Below are 21,026 nucleotides of genomic sequence, written 5' to 3' on the forward strand. Positions count from 1 at the left end.
AGCAGAGACGAGTTTGCGTTTGTCTGACGACACCGCCACTTGGGCCCCTGACTTGAAGCCCAAATCCGGGAATACCCCAAATCGCCCGCCACTGGCGGGCTTTGTTATGGGCTGCGGTCTCTGCTCGCCCAATGTTCCCTGCTCTTCCCGCAATATTCGCCGAAAGGCTCTGAGCACCACTTTCGCCAGATCTCTTGGGCCCCGATGCCCTTTGGCGAGCGTTCGCATAATGCCGTTTCTGAGAAACAGATCGGCGTGTTCAATTTCGGCTTTCACCCATACAGATGTTGACTTCACTCACGTTTGAGCGAATATCTTTGCGCGATCGAAATTCTGGTCTGGAGCGTGCTCTGGGCAAGGGAAGGTGACGGGGCTTTGAAGCCTCGCGGGAGGATAAATGAGTAATGACGTGCCCAGCGCCGGGAGCGCTGTCGACTCTCAGACTACTCAGGCTGATGACCCCGCGAAGACCGCTTATTCAAGGCCGCTCTACCGCTATTATGTGCTGGCTGTCCTGACGGTCGTCTATGTCTTCAATTTCGTCGACCGCCAGCTGCTCGTCATCCTCCAGGAGCCGATCAAGGCGGAGCTGAACCTGTCAGATACGCAGCTCGGTCTGCTGACCGGGTTCGCGTTCGCGCTGTTTTATGTGATCTGCGGCATCCCGATCGCGCGCTGGGCTGACAAGGGCAACCGACGAACCATCATTGCCATTGCGCTGACGATATGGAGCGTGATGACCGCCATGTGCGGGCTTGCGGCGAACTATGTCCATCTTCTGCTCGCGCGTGTCGGTGTCGGCGTCGGCGAGGCTGGCGGCAGCCCCCCTGCCCACTCCATGATCTCGGACATCTTCAAGCCGAAGAACCGGGCGCTGGCGCTGTCGGTCTATTCCATCGGCATTTACATCGGCATCCTTATCGGCTTCGCCGCGGGCGGCTTCCTGGCGGAGGCATTCAGCTGGCGGCTCGCCTTCTTCGTTGTCGGCATACCGGGTGTCGCCCTCGCCCTGCTCCTACTTCTGACGGTTCGCGAACCGATCCGGGGTTGGTCAGAAGGCGACCGTAAAGCCGCCGAACCTGCTCCGCCGATCGGGGATGTTGCAAGGCTTCTGTGGACGCGGATATCCTTCCGCCACATTGCGCTCGCCGCCAGCCTTCAGGCCTTCATCATCTACGGAATCGGCAACTGGCTGCCCTCCTATTTCCTGCGCACGTATGAGCTCGACCTGGGAACCATCGGGGCCTGGATGGCGCTCACCACAGGTTTTGGCGGGGGGCTCGGCTCCTTTTTCGGAGGCTGGCTGGCTGACAAGTTCGGCGCGAAGGATGTGCGCTGGTATCTCTGGGTGCCGGCAATCCTGACCTCGCTCCTGGTCCCGGTGCAGCTCGCCATCCTGCTCTCCGGACAGGTCTATTTCGCGCTGATCATGACGGCGCCCTTCCACTTCCTGTCGGCGGCTTATCTCGGCGCGGTGCTGGCGGTCTCGCACAATCTTGTCAGCGGGCGGATGCGGGCGCTCACATCGGCGGTTCTGTTCTTCGTCCTGAACCTCATCGGTCTTGGACTTGGGCCGGTGATTGTCGGCTTCCTGAGCGACACCTTTGCAACCGCCGGCATGGCCGCGCCGCTCGGCACGGCGATGGTGATCTGTGGTACGATTGCCGCGATATGGTCAGTCATTCACTACGTCCTGGCTGCGAACAAGGTCACCGGGGATATTGCGCGGCGGCAGGCCTGATGCGGCGGGCAGGCGTCTCCACACTGGTGCTGGCGATGGCGGCGTGTGCGCATACGCCGCCGACCGAGCTGAGCGTTGCGGACACGCCGACGCGAGCGCAGGCCCCAAACGGGCAGTTCATCTCCTGGGTCGAGCACCGCATTGACGACGAAGGCATGAACGGCGGCGTTCCCATCCGCGGCGGCGATGGGCTGCAGATGGCGGATATGGATGGGGATGGCCGGGCGGACATCGTCTCGGTACACGAGGACTCAAACCATCTGCGCATTGCCTTTGCGACGGATGATCCAGATGTCTGGGTCAATGTCACGATTGGCGAAGGCGCGGAGGTCGCGGCGATCGAGGATGCCGCGGTGGGCGATCTCAATGGCGATGGTTGGCCGGATCTCGTCGCAGCGTGCGAGGAAGCGCATCTCATCTATTTCGAGAACCCCGGCGCGGCCGCGCGGTCCGCGCCCTGGCAAAAACTCATTCCGCCGGTCACGCAGGATCGTGGCTCCTGGCTGCGGACCTTCATCGCGGATGTTGATGGCGACGGACGCATGGATGTGCTCGGGGCGAACAAGGGCGCGTCCGACATCATCGATCCGTCGCTGCCGTCTGCGGCGCGGCCGACCTCGCTTTTCCTGATCGAGGGCGACCCGCTTGAGCCTTCAAGCTGGCGCGAGCAGGTGCTCTCGCGCGAAACCGTGCCGAACACCGCCATGCCGGTGGATGTCGACGGTGATGGCGACCTCGATGTGCTCGCTGCCGCGCGCCTGCGCCAGACCATGACGATGTTGGAGAATACGTGGCCGCGCGAGGGCGGCGGCATTGAGGTTGCACCTCACCCAATCAAGATCGCTCCCGGTTTTAAGGTGCCCGCAAACTGGAAAGGCACATCCAGCGGTTTCCAGACAGACTTTGCAGACATTGATGGCGACGGGCGGCTTGATCTTGCTGTTGCGGTGCATGAGACGCCGTCTGCGATCGAGGGCACGCCGCTCATGGCCGGGCTTGGCTGGCTGAAACAGCCCGGAAGCCTCGATGAGCCGTGGGTCTATCATCGCATCGGCGACATCCTGCCGGACGTCGTCATCGGCATCGAACTGGCTGACATTGATGGCGACGGAGACCTCGACGCGGTCACAGGCGGCTATTCCGGGCTCAACATCCTGAAAGGCGGCTATTCCGGCGCATCGCGCGACTTCGACGAACCGGGCGTGACGCCGTCATCGAGCGCCGGGCGCATCGCTTGGTTCGAGAACAGTGGAGACCCGGCCGCCACCTGGACACGCCACGATATCTCACGGCGGGTTCGCGGCATGTACGATGCCTTCATCGCCACCGACATGGACGGCGATGGGGATCTCGACCTCGTCACGACGCGCGGGAACAGCGGCGAATATGATGGCGTAATCTGGCTGGAGCAGGTGCGCTCGTCAGGGCCGCGGTCCGCTTTCGCGCCAGCCCGCGAGACGGAGAGCCGCGCCCTGCCCCTGCCGCCGGAAAACTGGGCCGAAAACTATGAGACCGACATGACCTTGATCGCGCCAAACAAGGCTGGCGAATAGGGCCGTCTTATTCGAGCGGCTCGGCGGCGAGACCAACCCGAAGGAACCAGCCTTCGCCTGCCGCGCGGCGCTCCTGATAAAGCCGCTCATGGAACTCGAACATGCCGGGATAGGCGTCGCGGCGCAGCTCTGGCGCGTCGCCGATATGCAGGTAGGCCTCGCCGTCGCTATAGGGCGCCCAGGCCGGGCCGTCGTCGCTCTCAGGCTTGCCGGTTTTCGCGAAGGACGCCCAGTAGTCGACAAGGACCGACGACAGCGCTTCTGCGGCTTCTGGTTCGGGTTTTGGCCATTGCGCGGGATAGGAGTCGACGTCCCCGACCGTGCCGAAGACGAAGGGCACCTCGCTCGCATGAAAGGCGCAGAGATCGCGCTCGGCCATGGCGGGATAGCAGTGGTCGAAGACATAGAGATAGGCCGGTTCGCCCGCCTCGCTGGCTCGGCGCACAACGCGTTCTGTCGCCCAGCCAAAAACATTGTCGCGGTTCGCCGCAAGCATGGATTCTTCCATCTCACTCGCCGGATAGAGTGCCAGGAAGTCATCTGCCTTTTCACCATAACGCGCCCGGATCGCAGCCTCATAGGCTTCGGGCGTTTCCGGCTTCTTCGGTAGAAGCATGCGGTAGGTGCGCGCCTCGCCGCTATTGAAACCGGCCAGCACGGGCACTTTCGCAAACGCGCCGTCATCGAATGCTTCATTGATCTGCCGCGGCAGGTAGACACCATCGATCGTTCCAGATGGGGCGTAGCCTGCCAGCGTTGTGCGATTGACGAGGCTTTGCGCGTTGGCTGCACGCGCCTCTTCAAGGGTATCGAAATCGAGCTTGTCCAGAAGCGCCGCACCGACAGCCTCTGCGGCGGGCAGGTCGTAGCTCGCCTGTCCAAGCTCTGCGAAATTTCGGGTATTGGTCGACTGGATGATCGCCTTGTCGAACAGGCCTTCGGCGGGCGGGCTGGCGAGGAGATAGGTCACACTGAGCGCCCCGGCCGACTCGCCCATTACGGTCACGTTCGAGGGATCACCGCCAAATTCGCCGATGTTGTCCTGCACCCATTCGAGCGCGGCGATCTGGTCCATCAGGCCGTAATTGCCGGACAGGCCCTGCGGGCTTTCGGCCATCAGCGCTGGATGCGCGAGCCAGCCAAGAACGCCAAGGCGGTAGTTGATCGAGACGAACACAACACCGCGATCGGCGTAGGCCGTACCGTCATAGACGGGCTGCGCGGCCCCGCCGATGCGCAGCGAACCGCCATGAATCCACACGATCACGGGTGCATTTTCCGCGTCTGCGGGGGCCCAGATATTCAGGGACAGACAGTCCTCCGAGGACTCTTCCGGCGGATCATTGTAAACGCTCGTCGGTGGCACGGGCGGCTGGATGCAGCTCGGCCCGAATGCGTCAGCATCGCGAACCTCCTCCTAGGCGGCAGGCGCCGCAGGCGGGGCCCAGCGCAGGTCGCCGAGGGGCGGGGTGGCATAGGGGATGCCGCGAAAGACATTGACGTCGCCTTCGCTCACGCCTCGCACATCGCCCTGCGCGACGCTGACGACAGGGCCTGCCGAAGCGGTCTCCTGCGCCGGCGCCGCTGGGGAGGAAGTCGTGTCGCCATTGGAGCAGGCGCTCAGCGCGAGCGCGGCAAGCCCGGCGAAAATCAGGGTCGGGATCGATCGTTTCATCTGTCAGCTCCTCCCGCTTCAGGCCGACCCATAAAGGCTCCTCAAACGTATCTTGTCGATCTTGCCAGTGCCAGCAAGCGGCATCGCCGGCACGCGGATGACCTCGTCCGGCAGCCACCAGGACGGCACTCGGTCCCGCAGCGACTCCAGCAGGCGTTCATCCTCGAGGCTCGCTCCATCGCGGAACTGGACAAGCAGCACGGGCCGCTCTCCCCATTTCTCATGCTCGCGGCCGACGACGGCCGCGAAGGCAACTTCCGGCAAGCCGGAGACCAGGGCTTCGATCTCGGCCGGGTTGATCCACTCCCCGCCGGACTTGATGAGGTCCTTGGCGCGGCCGGTGATGAAGAGCTGGCCGTCTTCGGTGATCTGGGCGAGGTCGCCTGTCGGGAACCAGCCATTCCTGGTGGCGGGCTCGGCCTGACCGAAATAGCGCTCGACGACGGATGGGCCGCGCACCCAGAGATGGCCTTCGCGGCCGCGCTGCTGTGTCAGCGGTGTGCCTTCATGGTCGGCGAGCATCAAATCCATGCCGAGCGCGGGGCGGCCGGCCGTGTCTGGCGAGCGGGCGTCTCCGGGTGGGGCGGCTGTGCCGAGTGGGGAAAGTTCCGTCATGCCCCAGGTCGTCTGGACGGCGATACCGCGGGCCTCGATCCGGCGCATCAGGGCCGCATTCATCGGCGCGCCGCCAACCATGATCCGTTTGAGGGTCGGCACGTCGAGACCGTTCGCATCGAGATGGTCGAACACGTCGAGCCAGAGCGTCGGCACGCCGACGGCTATTGTGACGCCTTCCCGGCGGATAAGGTCCACAAGTGTCGCACCGTCGGACTGACGACCACTGAAGACGAGCCGGGCGCCGGTGGCGGGTGCTGAATAAGGCAGCCCCCAGGCATTGGCGTGGAACATCGGGACGACGGGCATGACGACATCGTGTGAATTCAGCCCGCTGACATCGGCCTGGAGTTGGCGGAGCGTGTGAAGATAGCTGCCGCGATGGGTGTAGGTGACGCCCTTGGGCCGGCCTGTCGTGCCAGACGTGAAGCAGAGGCCACAGGGCGTCGTTTCAGGAAAATCGCCCCAGACAATGCCGTCGGGGCTGGCTTTCGAGATCAGCGCTTCAAGGTCGCGGACCTGCGGAAGGTCCACGTCAGCGCAGCAATCGGGGCCGACAGGGTCGATGACGAGCACATGGTCGAGCGTGCCAGCCTCCGCGGCGATCTCTGCAGCGAGCGGCTGGAGGTCGCCGCTGACGATCAGGATACGCGCTTCGGACTGGCCGATCATCCAGGCGAGCTGCTCAGGCGTCAGGCGCGGATTGAGCGTGTGGCAGACCGCGCCGAGGCCCATAATGCCATACCAGCATTCCATATGCGCCTGGCTGTTCCAGGCGAGCGTCGCGACCCGGTCGCCGGGCTTCATGCCGAGGGACTGCAACACGGCGGAAACCTTGAGCGCGCGGACGCGAAGGTCGGCATAGCCGATCCGGGCGAGACTACCGTCGAAGCGGCGGGTCACCACGTCCTTGTCGGGATGCCATTTCGACGCGTGGTCGATCATGCGGTCGAGCGTTAGTGCAAAGTCCTGCATGGTGCCGTCGGTCAGTTGCATTCGGGCACCTCCGGCGGCAGGGGCGGCGAGATGATGCCGACATTCCAGTTCCATTGCAGCGTGCCATCGGCCCGCCTGCGGCAGACGACAGTCTCATGCAGCTCAAAGCGGGCGCGGGCGAGACCCGGCCAGGCTTTCGGCGTCGCGGCGAAGACCATGCCGGTCGCATCATTTCCGTAAGCGGGCCAGTCCGGCGCACCTTCGGCAGAGGGCGTGCCTGTGCGCGCGAAGCTTGCCCAATAATGCATCATCGCTTTCATCAGATCGCGTTCGGACTGTTTGCGTGGGGCCTGCGGCCAGGGCTCGGGAATGTCGAACAGAGTGCCGAAAACATATGGGATTTCCATCGCGTGGAAGGCGCGAAGGCCGAGCTTGTCGGCCGCCGGATAGGTGTGGTCGAAGAAGTAAAAGTATGAGGGCTGGCCGGCTGCCGTCTGTGAGGCGGCGAGGCGCTCGGCCGTCCAGCCATACATGGCGTCGCGCGTGGTTGCGAGCATGCTGGCTTCCGGCTTGTCGGCCGGATACGTATCGAGGAAGCGGTCTGCGAGGTCGCCATGGCTCGCGCGGATTGCCGCTTCATAGGCATCGCTCTCCGGGACGGGCGGCAGGAGGAAACGCAGCGAGCGAATCTCACCCTCATTGAAGCCGGCAAGAACCGGGACCTTTGCCTGTTCGCCCTTGTCGAAGGCCGCCGGCATCTGGTCGGTGATCCAGACATCGTCAATCACGCCAAAGGGGACGAAGGCCCGTCCAGCGATTGAGACGAGTTTATCCGCGTCCATCTCGCGAAGCTCGCCAAGGGAGGCCGCGCCGGTCTTTTCCTGGAAGGCAACCCCTGCCTCTTCAGCGGAAGGATGCCCATTTCTTGTTCCCCGGAGCGGGGCCATGGACACCATGTAGGCGCTTTGCGCGACCGCTTTGTTGAACAGGCCACGCGCTTCAGGCGACACCATCAGCAGCACGACGCTGAGTGCGCCGGCCGACTCCCCGGCAATGGTGACATTGTCCGGATTGCCGCCAAACGCCCCGATATTGCGCTCGACCCATTTCAACGCCGCGACCTGGTCCTTGAGGCCGTAATTGCCAGAAATGTTCTGCGGGGATTCCGCGCTGAGGCCCGGATGGGCGAGATAGCCGAGGACGCCGAGGCGGTAGTTGATCGTAACGACGATGAGCCCCGTCTCGCGGGCAAGCTTCGCGCCGTCATACATCGCCTGGCTCCCGGCGCCAGTGACCAGCGAGCCGCCGTGAATCCAGACGAAGACGGGCGCGTCTTCCGCGCCGTCCGGCACCCAGACATTGAGACTGAGACAGTCTTCGTTCACCTCGCCGAGTTTTTCGTAATAGATGCTGCCCGGGCGGGCGCCGGGCTGCGGACAGGCCGGGCCGAATTCGGTCGCGTCGCGAACCCCGTCCCAATCCGGAAAGGCTTGTGGCGGAGCCCAGCGGCGCTCGCCGACAGGGGCAAGCGCGAAGGGGATGCCGCGATAGACGGTGACGCCATCCTCAGCCACGCCCTGGAGCGCGCCGGCGGGCGCAGTCGTCACATTTACTGACGGCGTCTCAGTTGCGCCAGCGTCCAGTCCATCATTCGCCGCGCAGCCGGCCTGCCAGAGCAGCGCCGAGGCGAGCAGTGATGACGCAACAAGCTTGCCGAAGCGGCGGGGCGTTCTGCCACCGTCCAGCCTTCTGCCGATATTCAGCACAGTCCTGCCCCCGATCAGTAATCGACGCTGACGCGGACACCGAAGGTCTGCGGGCGCTGGCGCGCATAGCGGGCGTCGATGAAGGATTCGGGGTGAACGTAGGTGATCGAATTATCGTCAAAGAGGTTCTCGACATAACCTGTCAGCTGCCAGTTGTCCTTGGACAGGCCGGCCTGCAGATTCACCACAGTGTAGGCGTCGGTGTAGTCAAAGGTCGGCGCCGGCACCGTCGGACGGCCTGGAACGTTCGGCAGCATGGCCGGGAAGTCGCCGACATAGGCAGCCGTGCCCGAGAAGAACGCGTCCATCTCTCCGACATTGAAGTCATAGCGCGCCGTTGCCGCTCCCTGGAAGTTCGGCATGGCGAGTTGCAGGCCAGGCTCAGCACCCGAAATTGCGGCTTCCTCTGGGGTGAGCTCGGTGATCTCGGTGTCGTTGATTGAACCGTTGACGAACAGGCTGAAGCCATTGCCCGGATAGAAACCGACCTCGAATTCGATGCCCTGGCTGACGGCTTCACCGATATTGGTGGCGAACTGGACCTGGTCCGAAAGCCGGTTGGCCTGAACCTGGATGTCCGACCAGATGATGTAATAGGCGGCGAGGTTGGAGGTGAGCTTCCCGTTGAAGAAGGTGCCTTTCGCGCCGACTTCATAGTTGATCAGCTCGTCGGAGTCCGCGCCATTCGGAATGACGAGGTCATTCGGGTCAACAATACTTACAGCACCTGCCCGCGCATTCGCGACCGGAGAGCGGAAACCGGTGGCGATCGACGCGTACGTCGTCAGGTTTTCCATCGGCTTGTACGACGCGCTGGCCTTGTATGACAGGTTGTCAGCTTCGACCTTGAGGCCCTCGACACCGACAACCGGGAAGACGGTCAGCTCGACATCGGTGAAGCCGCCAAGCGCAACCGCCAGATAGTTGGAGTTGTAGCCACCTGGCAGAGTGAAGGACTGCACGGCGGTTTCAGTATAGCGCAGGCCACCCGTGACCCAGAACTGGTCTGAGAAACGGTAGGTGAGCTCACCAAAGGCGGCTGTTTCGATGGCGTCGAAATAACCCGCGAAGCTCTGATAATATTCGTCTGGAAGGCCCGTCAGATTGCGGGCCTAGAGGAATTCGATCGAAGAGCGGTAGTCATAATCGATGTCGCGGCGCTTGTTGAAATGAAAGCCCCCGACGACCCAGTCCCAGTCACCGCCGTCGGCAGAAACGAGGCGAACCTCCTGAACGAAATTCTCGTCAGAGCCAACTGCGTCGAGCGCAAAGGGGATCGCCTGATTAAACGTTCCGGCGAGGTCGACAATGAACAGGCCGTCCACATTGGAATAGGTCGAGGAGCTGGTCAGCGTCGCCCAGTCCATTTCATAGTTCGCCGTCAGATTGTAGCTGGTGAAATCTGACTGGAAGAGGTCCGGCCGCTCGGTGAAACGAAGGAATTCGCCCCGGTCCGGATTGGTCAGGCCGGAATCGGCTGGGTCATTGTCTTCGTGGATGATCAGAAGGCCGAGATCAAAATTGCTGGTCGGCTCCCAGAGGAGGTGTGCGCGGCCACCGACGGCTTCGAGCGAGTTCGACCCCTCAATGCCGGTACCGAGATTGTCGACCCAGCCATCTTCGTCGCGGTAGAAGCCGACAAGACGAAGCGCGAGCTGGTCCTCGAGCAGCGGGATGTTGACCATGCCATTATAGCGCTGGCGGAAGGCATCGCCGTCGACAAGACCGTAATCGACAAGCGCCGAGGCTTCGAATTCGTTCGGGTTCGGCGCCTTGGTCAGGATGCGCACGGCCCCGGAAAGAGAGTTTGCGCCAAACAGTGTGCCTTGCGGGCCGCGCAGGACTTCGACCCGTTCAACATCGTACAGGGTCGGGTCGAGGATGGTGGAGTTGCCGTTCGAGGAGATCGGCAATTCATTGATGTAGATGGCGGTCGCGGCCTGGAGGTTCGCGCCATAGCCATTCGTGGCGATACCGCGCGTCGTTATGGTGTTGAAGTTGGCCGTCGGCTGGTTGAGCACGATGCCCGGCGTTTCACGAGCAAGGCCGTCATAGCTGACGATCCCCTTCTCGCTGAGCGCGTCCTGCTGCCAGGCCGTCACGGCGAGCGGCACATCCTGCAGGCTTTCCTCGCGGCGGGTTGCCGTCACCAGGACGCGTTCCTGGCGCGCTTCGTTTTCCGGTGTCGCTTCGCTTGTGTCGGGTGCATCGGCGTCCTGGGCAAAGGCTGGCGCTCCAAGCGCGATCAGCGAAATTACCGAAACGGATGCCATGAATTTCATCGTCATATCTTCCTCCCTTGGTCCCGCGGATTTCCCGCTTGTGCCGACGATAGAAACCAGAAAAAAAGCCGTGTCAATAAAATTCACTCTTGCGATAATGAACATTATTGCGCTTGTGTCTTTTGGCGCAGGGCTGGATAGGTCAGAGTGGAAACCGGATGAGGTGAATGACAATAAACAGGGCAGTCGTGACCACAGCGAACCTTAGCGCCAGTGCTCGGCTGATACCCTGCCTGCGACCTTGCCGAGCGTTGACATGGCGGACGATTGGCCATTCACCAGAACTGATCAAAAAGAATGGCTGACTGACCGAATGACGAAAACCGCACCCAAGCGCCGCCGCATGACCAAGGCTGAACAGCGCGCCGAAACCACGGAGCAGATCCTGGACGAGGCCGAATATCTGTTCGCCCAGAGCGGCTTTAACGGCGTCACGCTAAAGGACATCGCAAAGCGCGTCGGGGTGCACCACACGCTGCTCAACTACTATTTCGACGACAAGAAGAGCGTGTTCGATGCCGTGATCGCCCGCCGCGCCGGCGTAACAAGTTCACTGCGCATGAAGGCCCTAGACGAGTATGACAAGGCGAGCGGGGGCAAGCCGACGGTCGAAGGCGCGCTGCGGGCTTTCCTCGATACGGACCTCGATCTTTACAGCCAGGGCGGCGAAGGCTGGAAGAATTACGGCGTGCTCGGCGCGCAGTCTTCCAACACGACCTACGGCGCCGAACTTTTCGATTTCCATTTCGACCAGGTTGTCCTGCGCCTCATCGACCTCCTCCAGAAGGCCCTTCCCGACCTGTCGCGCGAGGACCTTTTCTGGGGCTATCACTTTGTCACAGGCGCCCTAATGCTGACGCTTGGCCGAACCGGCCGGATCGACCGGCTGTCTGACGGTCTCTGCAAGTCTGATGACTTTGAAGCCGCCAAGGAGCGCATGGCTTCTTTCATGGCCGGCGGCTTTCACGAGCTCAATGAGAAGGCCAAGCGACGCCCCTAGCTTAAATTCGGGCGGCTTGTTGACTTTCGCGCCACTTTAAAAAGTGATCCGGTATCGTATCGCGTTAGAAAGCCCTCTGTGATCAGACGGCAGAGACGCGTTTGCACATGTCGCGCCTCACCGCCAAAACGGAAGACGGGTTGCTGGCATTTGTGTTTCTCCAAGTTCATTAATGCATAGGTTTCATTTTTTCTCGAGAAATGCAAGCTGTGGTTTTGCTTAAAGTAAATTCGTAGCTCCGACCGGGCCACGGTATTCTGAAGTCATCAATTGCGTGATTACATTGCTGGATTTCCCCGTTGACGTTCTGGCCTGCCAGCCCTATCACCCCGCCTTCGCAGCCGGATTGCCCAGGTGGCGGAATTGGTAGACGCGCACGGTTCAGGTCCGTGTGTCTCACGACGTGGAGGTTCGAGTCCTCTCCTGGGCACCATTGCTTTTTCCGAGACAGTCCGAATAGCTCCATAAACCCTTCTAAAACAGGCGTATCGACGCGACCCATTCGGCGCGCGGCGCGGACCGGCAGGCACTCGACCGATCACCAATGAGTGGACCCGCGAGCGTGGCATCGACGAGATCGAATCCCACATGATCGAGCATGCCGTAACCGTCGGGAAGGTGTACCGCGCCGGCGAGATGTTGGACGACCCGCACTATGCTGCCCGCGAGGCCCTGGTCGAGCTCGCCAGCGCGCGCTGGGGCAAGATCGCCATGCCCAATGTAACGCCGAAGCTCTCCTCGTCGCCCGGCAGCGTGCGCTGGCCGGGGCCGGAGACGCTCGGCGAGCACAATGAGGAGATGTATTCCAGCCTTCTCAAGCTTGACCGGGAAGCGTTGGATGCCCTTCGCCGCAATGGCACGATCTAGTCCGCCCGCCGCCGCCGCATGCGGGAACGATCAAGCCGGCACGTGACGACTCGCAACGACCGCTGGTGGTTGTCTCACGGACGGATCGATCATCCCTCCAATGGATTATGCGATGTCGGAGGTTCGCGCGATCGTGTTCGCGATGTATGACATCGGGAGATATTGACGGCGATCACGCCGCAACGCCGTAGCGACCATGTGGAGGACCTTGCACCATGTCAGATACAACCATGACCCCCGAAGCCGTTTCCGACTACATTGCCCAGGCGGGCAGGGACGCGTGGAAGGTGCCGGACATTCCGGCCGGCACGCCGAGACGCGAAATCAAGAAAGTCGGAATCATCGGCGCCGGCACGATGGGCGGCGGCATCTCGATGAACGTCGCCACAGCCGGCTTCCCGGTTGTGATCCTCGAACAGAAGCAGGAAGCCCTGGACCGCGGCCTGGGCGTCGTGCGCGGTCACTACCAGCGCAGTGCCGACAAGGGACGCTTCCCGCAGGACGAGGTCGAGGCGCGCATGGCGCGGCTTTCGGGCACGCTCAACATGGAAGATTTCGCCGATTGCGACCTGGTGATCGAAGCGGTGTTCGAGGACATGGACCTGAAGAAGAAGATCTTCTCGGACCTCGACCGCATCATGAAGCCGGGCGCCATCCTGGCAACGAACACGTCGGCCCTGGACATTGATGAGATTGCCAGCGCGACGAACCGCCCGCAGGACGTCATCGGCCTGCACTTCTTCTCGCCGGCCAATGTGATGAAGCTGCTTGAGATCGTCAGGGCCGATCACACGGCCGATGACGTGATCATGACCTGCATGGACCTGGCGAAAACGATCAACAAGGTTGCGGTCCTGGTCGGGGTCTGCCCGGGTTTTGTCGGCAACCGCATCCTGTTCGCGCGCCAGGCCCAGGCCCAGAAGCTCGTCTACAAGGGCGCCATGCCCTGGGACGTCGATGCCGCCCTCAACGCCTTCGGCTTCCGCATGGGCCCCTATCAGATGTCCGACCTCGCCGGCCTCGACATTGGCTGGAAGAAAGGGGCGAAGACGGCCAACCCGATCCGCGACGCGCTCTGCGAGCTGGACCGGCGCGGCCAGAAGACCGGTGCGGGCTATTACGACTATGATGAGAACCGCCGCCCGATCCCGTCGGATGTGACCGCGAAGATCATCGCCGAGATTACGGGCGTGGAGGCCGGCAATGCGCCGGGACAGGACGAAATCATCGCGACCTGCATTCATCCGATGATCAATGAGGGCCTGAAGATCCTGGAGGAAGGCAAGGCCCAGCGGGCATCCGACATCGATATCGTCTGGCTGAATGGCTATGGCTGGCCGGCCGACAAGGGCGGGCCGATGCTGTATGGCGACATGGTTGGCGCGCAAACCGTGCTCGAAACAATGCAGCGCCTTGGCGCGGAAGACGATCGCTTTGCGCCGGCCGAAACGCTCAAGCGGCTCGCCCGCGACGGAGGCAGGTTCATCGAGGTTCAGCCAGGCTGATGGACGCCCCCGCGCAGCCCCTTTCCGGTGACTACGACTATATCGTCATCGGCGCCGGATCGGCGGGATGCGTGGTGGCCAACCGCCTGTCGGCCGATCCGGGCAAGCGCGTCCTCCTGCTGGAAGCGGGCGGGAAGGACAGCTGGATCTGGTTCCACATCCCGGTCGGCTACCTGTTCGCGATCGGCAATCCACGCGCCGACTGGATGTTCAGGACCAGCCCGCAGCCCGGTCTGAATGGCCGCTCGCTCGACTATCCGCGCGGCAAGGTGATTGGCGGTTCCTCGGCGATCAATGCCATGATCACCATGCGCGGACAGGCCTCCGATTACGATGCCTGGCGCGATGAGGGCAATCCCGGATGGGGATGGGACGACGTGCTGCCCGTCTTCCGTGACATCGAGGACCACTTCCTCGGCGCAAGCGAGGCACATGGAGCGGGCGGGGAGTGGCGGGTCGAGCCGCCGCGTGTCAGCTGGCCGATCCTCGATGCCGTCCGCGATGCCGCCGAGGAGATGGGTATTCCCAAAACCGCCGATTTCAATACCGGCGACAATGAGGGCTCGGGCTATTTCCACGTCAACCAGAAGACCGGCCGGCGCTGGTCGGCCGCGCGCGGCTTTCTGAAGCCTGCTCTGAGGCGCGCGAACCTCCGGCTTGAGACCGGCGCGCTGACCGAGCGGCTGGTGCTGGAAAACGGCAAGGCGACGGGTGTCATCTTCAGGCAGAACGGCCAGCGCTTCAGCGCGACGGCCCGCGCCGAAATCATCCTTTGCGCCGGCTCAATCGGCAGTCCGCAAATCCTGCAGCGGTCCGGCATCGGGCCCGGCGCCGTCCTGGCCGCAGCCGGTGTCGATACCCTCGTCGACCGTCCCGGCGTCGGGACCAATCTGCAGGACCATCTCCAGCAGCGGGCCATCTACAAGGTGTCGGGCACGCGGACGCTCAACCAGACCTACTATTCGCTGTTCGGAAAAGCCGGCATGGGGCTGGACTATGCGCTGCGCCGGCGAGGCCCCCTGACGATGGCGCCATCCCAGCTCGGCATCTTCACGCGCTCCGATCCGGCGCAAAGCCGCGCCAATATCCAGTTCCATGTCCAGCCATTGTCCCTCGACAAGTTTGGCGAGCCGCTTCACCGGTTTCCGGCGATTACCGTGGCGGCCTGCAACCTGCGCCCGACCTCCCGCGGGCATGTCTGCATTCAGAGCCCCGACCCGGACGCAGCGCCGGTCATCGATCCGAACTATCTGGACACCGATCACGATCGGCGCGTCGCGGCCGATGCCATTCGCGTCACGCGGCGCCTGATGGACCAGCCCGCGCTTGCCCGCTTCCAGCCGGAAGAACATGTCCCCGGACCGGCCGCCGCCGGAAAGGACCTGGCAGAACTGGCGGGCGACATCGGCACGACGATTTTCCATCCCGTCGGAACAGCTAAAATGGGTCCCAACAATGACCCCATGGCGGTCGTCGATCCGATGTTGCGCGTCCGCGGTGTGGGCGGTCTTCGCGTGATCGATGCGTCGGTCATGCCGCGCATCGTCTCTGGCAACACGAACACGCCGACCATCATGATTGCGGCGCGAGGCGCGGCGCTGATCGATCGCTGATGCTCCGGGGCAGCTACGCCCCGACAAGCCTCTCCCCCTTTGCCCTTGCGGCATGTGACGTTCGGGCAATCCTTGTCGAAACGCCGCCCCCGGTGGCAATCTGTCACAAACAGGTCTGCCGCGCGGCGGACGAGAAAAAGACAGGACGCTGGCCGGTCAGGCCTGACGTCCGGCCAAGGGAGCAAGGGACACATGAATCTCGATTTTTCGGACGAACAGAACCAGCTGCGCGATCAGGTTCGCCGCTTCCTGGAAGAGCGCTGTCCGCCAAAAGCGGTCCGGGCCGTGCTCGAAGGCGACGCCAATCATGACGCGGCGCTCTATGGAGGGCTCGCCGAGCTCGGCGTACTCGGCGCGGCGATCCCGGAGGAATATGGCGGTGTCGGCCTTGGCCATCTGGAGCTCTGTGTGCTCGCAGAAGAACTTGGCCGCGTGCTCGCGCCGGTGCCTGTCGCCTCATCCATCTATCTGGTTGCCGAATGCCTGATGCAGGCCGGCAGCGAGGAACAGAAATCGGCCTGGCTGCCGAAACTGGCTTCAGGCGAGACGATCGGATGCTGGGCAATCAATGAAGGTTCAGGCCGGATGCAGCCGTCGAAGATTTCTGCACGCTTCGAGAATGGCAAGCTGACCGGCACGAAATCGCCGGTCGCAGACGGCGCCATCGCCGACATCGCCATCGTCGCAGCGCGCGAAGGCGATGGCGTCTCGCTTGTCCTGGTCGATCTCTCAGCGGGCGGCGTCAGCCGCGAGAACCTCAACTCCGTGGACCCTACGCGGGTGCAGACCCGGCTCCGCTTCGAGGACGCACCAGCGACCCGCATCGGCGGCACAGGCGATGGCTGGCACATCGCAACGCAGGTCATGGACCGCGCGGCGATCCTGATGGGCTTCGAACAGCTCGGCGGGGCAGATCGTTCGCTGGAAATGGCGCGCGACTATGCACTGGAGCGGATGGCCTTTGGTCGTCAGATCGGCTCCTTCCAGGCGATCAAGCACATGCTGGCGGACATGTATGTGTCCGCGACCCTGGCCCGGTCCAATTGCTATTACGGGGCATGGGCCCTCGCCACCAGCGCGGCCGAACTGCCGGTCGCAGCCGCGACCGTGCGCGTCTCGGCGACCACGGCCTTCCAGCACTGCGCCAAGAACAATATCCAGACCCATGGCGGCATGGGCTTCACCTGGGAATATGACTGCCACCTCTATTACCGCCGCTCCAACGCCCTCGCCCTTGCGCTCGGCTCGCTCTCGACCTGGGAGAGCCTGCTGATCGAGCGCATGAGCGCCGGCAATGTCGAAGCAGCAGCCTGAACGGAAGGAACGACCAGATGGATTTCAACGACACCCCTCAGGAAGCCGAATTCCGCAAGGAGGTCCGCAGCTGGCTCGACGCGAATGCGCCGAAGCACCTGGAAGCTGAACTCAAGCGCGCGAGCTTCGGCTCAAGCGGCCTGACCAGCGAAGACCCGATCAAGGCCGGCAAGGCCTGGCAGAAAAAGAAAGCCGACGCCGGCTGGGCCTGCCTGCACTGGCCGAAGGAGTATGGCGGCGGCGCCCGCACGCCGATCGAACGCGTCATCTGGGGCCAGGAAGAAGGCGTCTACTCGGTCCTCTCCGGCCCGTTCACCATCGGTCACGGCATGTGCGGGCCGACGGTGATGGCCTGGGCCAATGAAGCGTGGAAGGAAAAGCTCCTGCCGCCGCTCGCAAGCGGCGAGGAAATCTGGTGCCAGCTCTTCTCCGAACCGGCCAGCGGCTCCGACCTTGCGGGCCTTCGCACCCGCGCGGTGAAGGCCGATGACGGCTCGGGCGACTGGATCATCAATGGCCAGAAGATCTGGACCAGCGGTGCACGGAACTCCGACTGGGGCCTGCTCATCACGCGGACCGATCCGGACGTGCCCAAGCACAAGGGCCTGACCATGTTCTTCCTGCGCATGGATTCGCCCGGGGTGAAGGTCGTGCCGATCAAGCAGGCCAATGGCGCCTCCGGCTTCAACGAAGTCTACTTCACCGATGTCCGCATCCCTGACAGCCAGCGCCTCGGCGCGGTCGGCGAAGGCTGGAAGGTCTCGCTCACCACGCTGATGAATGAACGGCTCTCCATCGGCTCCGGCATGTCGACCGGATTTCCGGAGCTGTTCAGATTCTGCATGGAAGCCGAAGTCGACGGCGAGCCGGCCGTGGCCGATTCCAATGTCCGCTCGAAGCTGGCGCAGTTCGCGATCAAGCAGTCGGGGCTCAAATATACCGGCATGCGCGCCATCTCGGCCCTCTCCAAGGGGGAAACGCCGGGCCCGGAAAACTCGATCGGCAAGCTCGTCGCCGGCGCCACCATGCAGGAACTCGCCATGTTCGCGCTCGACCTGCAGGGCGAGTCGGGTGTCGTCTGGGATGAGGACAGCCCGCAGAATGGCCGCTTCCAGGCCATGCTGATGCGCTCGCCGGCGACCCGTATCGAAGGTGGCTCGGACGAAATCCTGCGCAACATCATCGGTGAACGGGTGCTGGGCCTGCCGGGCGACATCCGCGTCGACAAGGACGTTGCCTTCAAGGACATCCCGACCAGCGGCAAGCAGAAGAAATAGCGGTTCGCTGCCACGACAGTCACAGGAGGCGCCTGTGGGCGACGCACATCCGAAATACCCGCTGCTTTTCTCCCCGCTCAAGGTCGGCAATGTCACGATCAAGAACCGGGCGATCATGGGGTCGATGCATACCGGGCTCGAAGAACAGGCTGACGGTCATCTTCGCCAGGCCGAATACTTCGCCGAGCGCGCACGGGGCGGCGTTGGCCTGATCATCACAGGCGGCATCTCGCCGAACGAGGAAGGCGGCGGCGGCGCGAAGCTGGCCAATGCCGAGGAAGTCGCCCGCCACCGGGTGATCACTGATGCCGTGCATGAGGCCGATCCGGAGGTGAAGATCTGCATGCAGATCCTCCACGCCGGTCCGCTGGTTCGCAGCGAAGCCTGCGTCGCGCCTTCGGCGGTGGCCTCACCGATTGGCGGATACACGCCGAGAGAACTCGACGAGGCCGGTATCGAGAAACAGCTGTCGGACTTTGCCAATTGCGCGCGCTGCGCCGAAGAGGCCGGCTATGACGGCGTCGAGATCATCGGCTCGGCCGGCTACTTGCTGTCGACCTTTCTCGTCCGCAAGACCAATCTCCGGACCGACAAGTGGGGCGGCTCCTATGAGAACCGCATGCGTTTCCCGCTGGAAGTCGTCAGGCGCGTGCGGGCGGCGGTCAGCGAGGACTTCATCGTCATCTTCCGCATCGCGGCCATGGACATGCTGCAGGACGGGATGTCGTGGGAAGAGATCGTGCAGCTCGCCAAGGCGCTGGAAAAGGAAGGCGTGTCGATCATCTCGACCCACTTCACCTGGCATGAATCCGCCGTTCCGACGATCGCGACCATGGTCCCGCGTGCGGCCTTTACCAGCGTGACCGGGCGGCTGCGCAAGGAAGTCAGCGTGCCGATGATCACCAGCAACCGGATCAACATGCCGGATGTGGCCGAGGGGGTCCTTGCGCGCGGCGATGCCGACCTTGTTTCCATGGCCCGGCCGATGCTCGCCGACTCGCAGTTCATGGTGAAGGCCGCCGAGGGCCGCGAGGACGAGATCAACACCTGCATTGCCTGCAACCAGGCCTGCCTCGACCACACATTTGGCGGGCGCCAGGAGGTCAGCTGCCTCGTCAATCCGCGCGCCTGCCATGAAACCCAGCTCTCCTACGAGCCGACCGCAAAGCGCAAGAAGATCGCCGTTGTCGGCGCTGGTCCGGCGGGCCTGGCCTATGCCACCATCGCCGCCGAACGCGGCCACGATGTCGAACTGTTCGAGCAGGCCGACGAGATTGGCGGACAGTTCAATCTCGCCAAACGCATCCCCGGCAAGGAAGAGTTCCACGAAACGCTTCGCTATTTCCGGCGCCAGCTTGACGTGACCGGCGTGACACTGCGGCTTGGCACCCGTGTCGATGCAGACCAGCTCAGCCATGGCGGCTATGACGAGATCATCATCGCGACCGGTATCAATCCGCGCACGCCTGCCATCGACGGCATCGATAACCCCAAGGTGATCGGCTATATCGACGCCATACTCGGCCGCAAGCCGGTCGGCGAGCGCGTTGCGATCATCGGCGCGGGCGGCATCGGGTTCGACGTCGCCGAACTCATTTCGCATTCCGGCAAATCCTCGGCGCTCGACATCGACCTGTTCGCGAAGGAATGGGGTGTCGACTTCAAGAACCATCCGCGCGGCGGTGTCACCGGTGTCGAGCCGGAGGTTGCCCCTTCCCCGCGCAAGATCTGGCTGCTCCAGCGCAAGACCTCCCGCGTCGGCCGGGGCCTTGGCAAGACCACCGGCTGGACCCACCGCCTCACGCTCAGCCGCCGCGGTATCCAGATGGTGCCCGGCGTCAACTATGACCGCATCACCGATGAGGGCATCTATTGCACCATCAGTGGCGAGCCGACGCTGCTCCAGGTCGACACGATCATTCTCTGTGCCGGCCAGGAACCGCTGCGCGATCTCTACGACGCGCTGATGGAAACGGGCGCGAACGTGTCGCTCATCGGCGGGGCCTATGAGGCCGCCGAACTCGACGCCAAGCGCGCCATCAATCAGGCGGCCTACGCCGCTGCCGCAGTCTAGCCCCTTAAGGAAAGACACCAATGACCTATCCCCTTCCCAACGCATCCACCGACCTTTCCGGCCAGGTGGCGCTTGTCACCGGTGCCTCGTCGGGCCTCGGCGTTCGCTTTGCCAAGGTGCTCGCCAGCCAGGGCGCCAAGGTGGCCCTCGCCGCGCGCCGCGTCGACCGCCTCGAAGCCCTCGCAAAGGAAATCCGCGATGCTGGCGGTGAAGCCGTTGCTGTCGAGATGGATGCCACTGATGCCGACCAGATGATCGGAGCCGTGGCCAAGGCCGAGGAGGCTCTCGGCACGGTGACCATCCTCGTCAACAATGCCGGTATTCCCGACGCGCAGCGCGCTCACAAGATGAGCGTCGAGCTCATCGACCGCGTGCTCGACATCAATGTCCGTGCGCCCTTCATCCTGAGCTGCGAGGTTGCCCGCCGGCTGATGGCCGCCGACAAGCCGGGCCGTATCGTGAATATCGCCTCTGCTGCAGCCTTCCATTATGCCGGCAACGGCGCAGCGCTCTACTCGGTCTCCAAGGCCGCCGTCGTTCGCATCACCGAGACGCTGTCGGTGGAGTGGAGCCGCAACCACATCAACGTCAACGCCATCGCGCCGGGAGCCTTCGAGTCCGAGATGATGGACGGCATGCTCGAGCGGATGGGCGACATTGCCCAGCACTTCCCGCGCAAGCGGATCGGTAATCCCGCCCAGCTCGACTCCGCCCTCCTCTTCCTCGTCGGCCCATCTTCGGACGCGGTGACGGGCACCTGCGTGCGCGTCGATGACGGGCAGGGCTCACGCTAGCGGCCGCCGGCTCC

General features: G+C 63.3%; 14 protein-coding genes, 1 tRNA gene and 1 pseudogene. 11 read left to right on the plus strand and 5 right to left on the minus strand.

All coding sequences use genetic code 11. From position 1 onward, the window contains the following. Nucleotides 1-397: 397 nt before the first annotated feature. Both D1223_RS18090 and D1223_RS18095 read left to right on the plus strand, forming a co-directional pair. Complete coding sequence (locus tag D1223_RS18090; protein ID WP_119377742.1) at nucleotides 398-1,741, plus strand: spinster family MFS transporter; 1,344 nt, start codon at nucleotides 398-400, stop codon at nucleotides 1,739-1,741. Next, the gene (locus D1223_RS18095) at nucleotides 1,741-3,294 is read left to right on the plus strand and encodes an FG-GAP repeat domain-containing protein (RefSeq protein ID WP_119377743.1); all 1,554 of its coding nucleotides are present in this window, start codon (nucleotides 1,741-1,743) and stop codon (nucleotides 3,292-3,294) included. Before D1223_RS18090 ends, D1223_RS18095 begins: the two co-directional genes overlap by 1 nt. Nucleotides 3,295-3,301: 7 nt before the next feature. Here D1223_RS18095 and D1223_RS18100 read toward each other — a convergent pair. The 5 genes and pseudogenes from D1223_RS18100 to D1223_RS19130 form a co-directional block, all read right to left on the minus strand. After that, nucleotides 3,302-4,969: pseudogene (locus tag D1223_RS18100) on the minus strand (carboxylesterase/lipase family protein). A gap of 18 nt (nucleotides 4,970-4,987) precedes the next feature. Then, nucleotides 4,988-6,580 carry an AMP-binding protein gene (locus D1223_RS18105; protein WP_119377744.1) on the minus strand — a complete coding sequence of 531 codons (1,593 nt, stop codon included), beginning with the start codon at nucleotides 6,578-6,580 and terminating at the stop codon, nucleotides 4,988-4,990. Beyond that, nucleotides 6,571-8,286, minus strand: a complete 1,716-nt coding sequence (locus tag D1223_RS18110) for a carboxylesterase/lipase family protein (protein ID WP_233353228.1) — start codon at nucleotides 8,284-8,286, stop codon at nucleotides 6,571-6,573. The genes D1223_RS18105 and D1223_RS18110 overlap by 10 nt, the downstream gene beginning before the upstream one ends. A gap of 14 nt (nucleotides 8,287-8,300) precedes the next feature. Next, nucleotides 8,301-9,389 carry a TonB-dependent receptor gene (locus tag D1223_RS19125; protein WP_267896332.1) on the minus strand — a complete coding sequence of 363 codons (1,089 nt, stop codon included), beginning with the start codon at nucleotides 9,387-9,389 and terminating at the stop codon, nucleotides 8,301-8,303. A gap of 9 nt (nucleotides 9,390-9,398) precedes the next feature. Continuing rightward, complete coding sequence (locus D1223_RS19130) at nucleotides 9,399-10,574, minus strand: TonB-dependent receptor (protein ID WP_233349541.1); 1,176 nt, start codon at nucleotides 10,572-10,574, stop codon at nucleotides 9,399-9,401. 307 nt (nucleotides 10,575-10,881) lie between these two features. Between D1223_RS19130 and D1223_RS18120 the strand changes: the two genes are divergently transcribed. The 9 genes from D1223_RS18120 (at nucleotide 10,882) to D1223_RS18160 (ending at nucleotide 21,012) form a co-directional block, all read left to right on the plus strand. Further along, a complete protein-coding gene (locus tag D1223_RS18120; RefSeq protein WP_119377745.1) occupies nucleotides 10,882-11,568 on the plus strand; it encodes a TetR/AcrR family transcriptional regulator in 687 nt (228 codons plus the stop codon). Between the two features lie 348 nt (nucleotides 11,569-11,916). Next, a tRNA-Leu gene (locus D1223_RS18125) sits at nucleotides 11,917-12,001 on the plus strand. A gap of 104 nt (nucleotides 12,002-12,105) precedes the next feature. Next, on the plus strand, nucleotides 12,106-12,435 hold the full coding sequence (locus D1223_RS18130; RefSeq protein WP_267896333.1) for a CoA transferase: 330 nt from the start codon (nucleotides 12,106-12,108) through the stop codon (nucleotides 12,433-12,435). A gap of 215 nt (nucleotides 12,436-12,650) precedes the next feature. After that, complete coding sequence (locus tag D1223_RS18135) at nucleotides 12,651-13,940, plus strand: 3-hydroxyacyl-CoA dehydrogenase (protein WP_119377747.1); 1,290 nt, start codon at nucleotides 12,651-12,653, stop codon at nucleotides 13,938-13,940. Continuing rightward, nucleotides 13,940-15,553, plus strand: a complete 1,614-nt coding sequence (locus tag D1223_RS18140) for a GMC family oxidoreductase (protein ID WP_119377748.1) — start codon at nucleotides 13,940-13,942, stop codon at nucleotides 15,551-15,553. Before D1223_RS18135 ends, D1223_RS18140 begins: the two co-directional genes overlap by 1 nt. Nucleotides 15,554-15,745: 192 nt before the next feature. Continuing rightward, on the plus strand, nucleotides 15,746-16,867 hold the full coding sequence (locus D1223_RS18145; protein WP_119377749.1) for an acyl-CoA dehydrogenase family protein: 1,122 nt from the start codon (nucleotides 15,746-15,748) through the stop codon (nucleotides 16,865-16,867). Between the two features lie 17 nt (nucleotides 16,868-16,884). Then, nucleotides 16,885-18,144, plus strand: coding sequence for an acyl-CoA dehydrogenase (locus D1223_RS18150; RefSeq protein WP_119377750.1), 1,260 nt, complete (start codon nucleotides 16,885-16,887; stop codon nucleotides 18,142-18,144). A gap of 34 nt (nucleotides 18,145-18,178) precedes the next feature. Next, nucleotides 18,179-20,218, plus strand: coding sequence for an NADPH-dependent 2,4-dienoyl-CoA reductase (locus tag D1223_RS18155; protein ID WP_233349539.1), 2,040 nt, complete (start codon nucleotides 18,179-18,181; stop codon nucleotides 20,216-20,218). A 20-nt stretch (nucleotides 20,219-20,238) separates the two neighbouring features. Further along, nucleotides 20,239-21,012, plus strand: a complete 774-nt coding sequence (locus D1223_RS18160) for an SDR family NAD(P)-dependent oxidoreductase (RefSeq protein WP_119377751.1) — start codon at nucleotides 20,239-20,241, stop codon at nucleotides 21,010-21,012. Nucleotides 21,013-21,026 lie beyond the last annotated feature (14 nt).

Source organism: Henriciella mobilis, assembly GCF_003576285.1.
Lineage (GTDB): Bacteria > Pseudomonadota > Alphaproteobacteria > Caulobacterales > Hyphomonadaceae > Henriciella > Henriciella mobilis.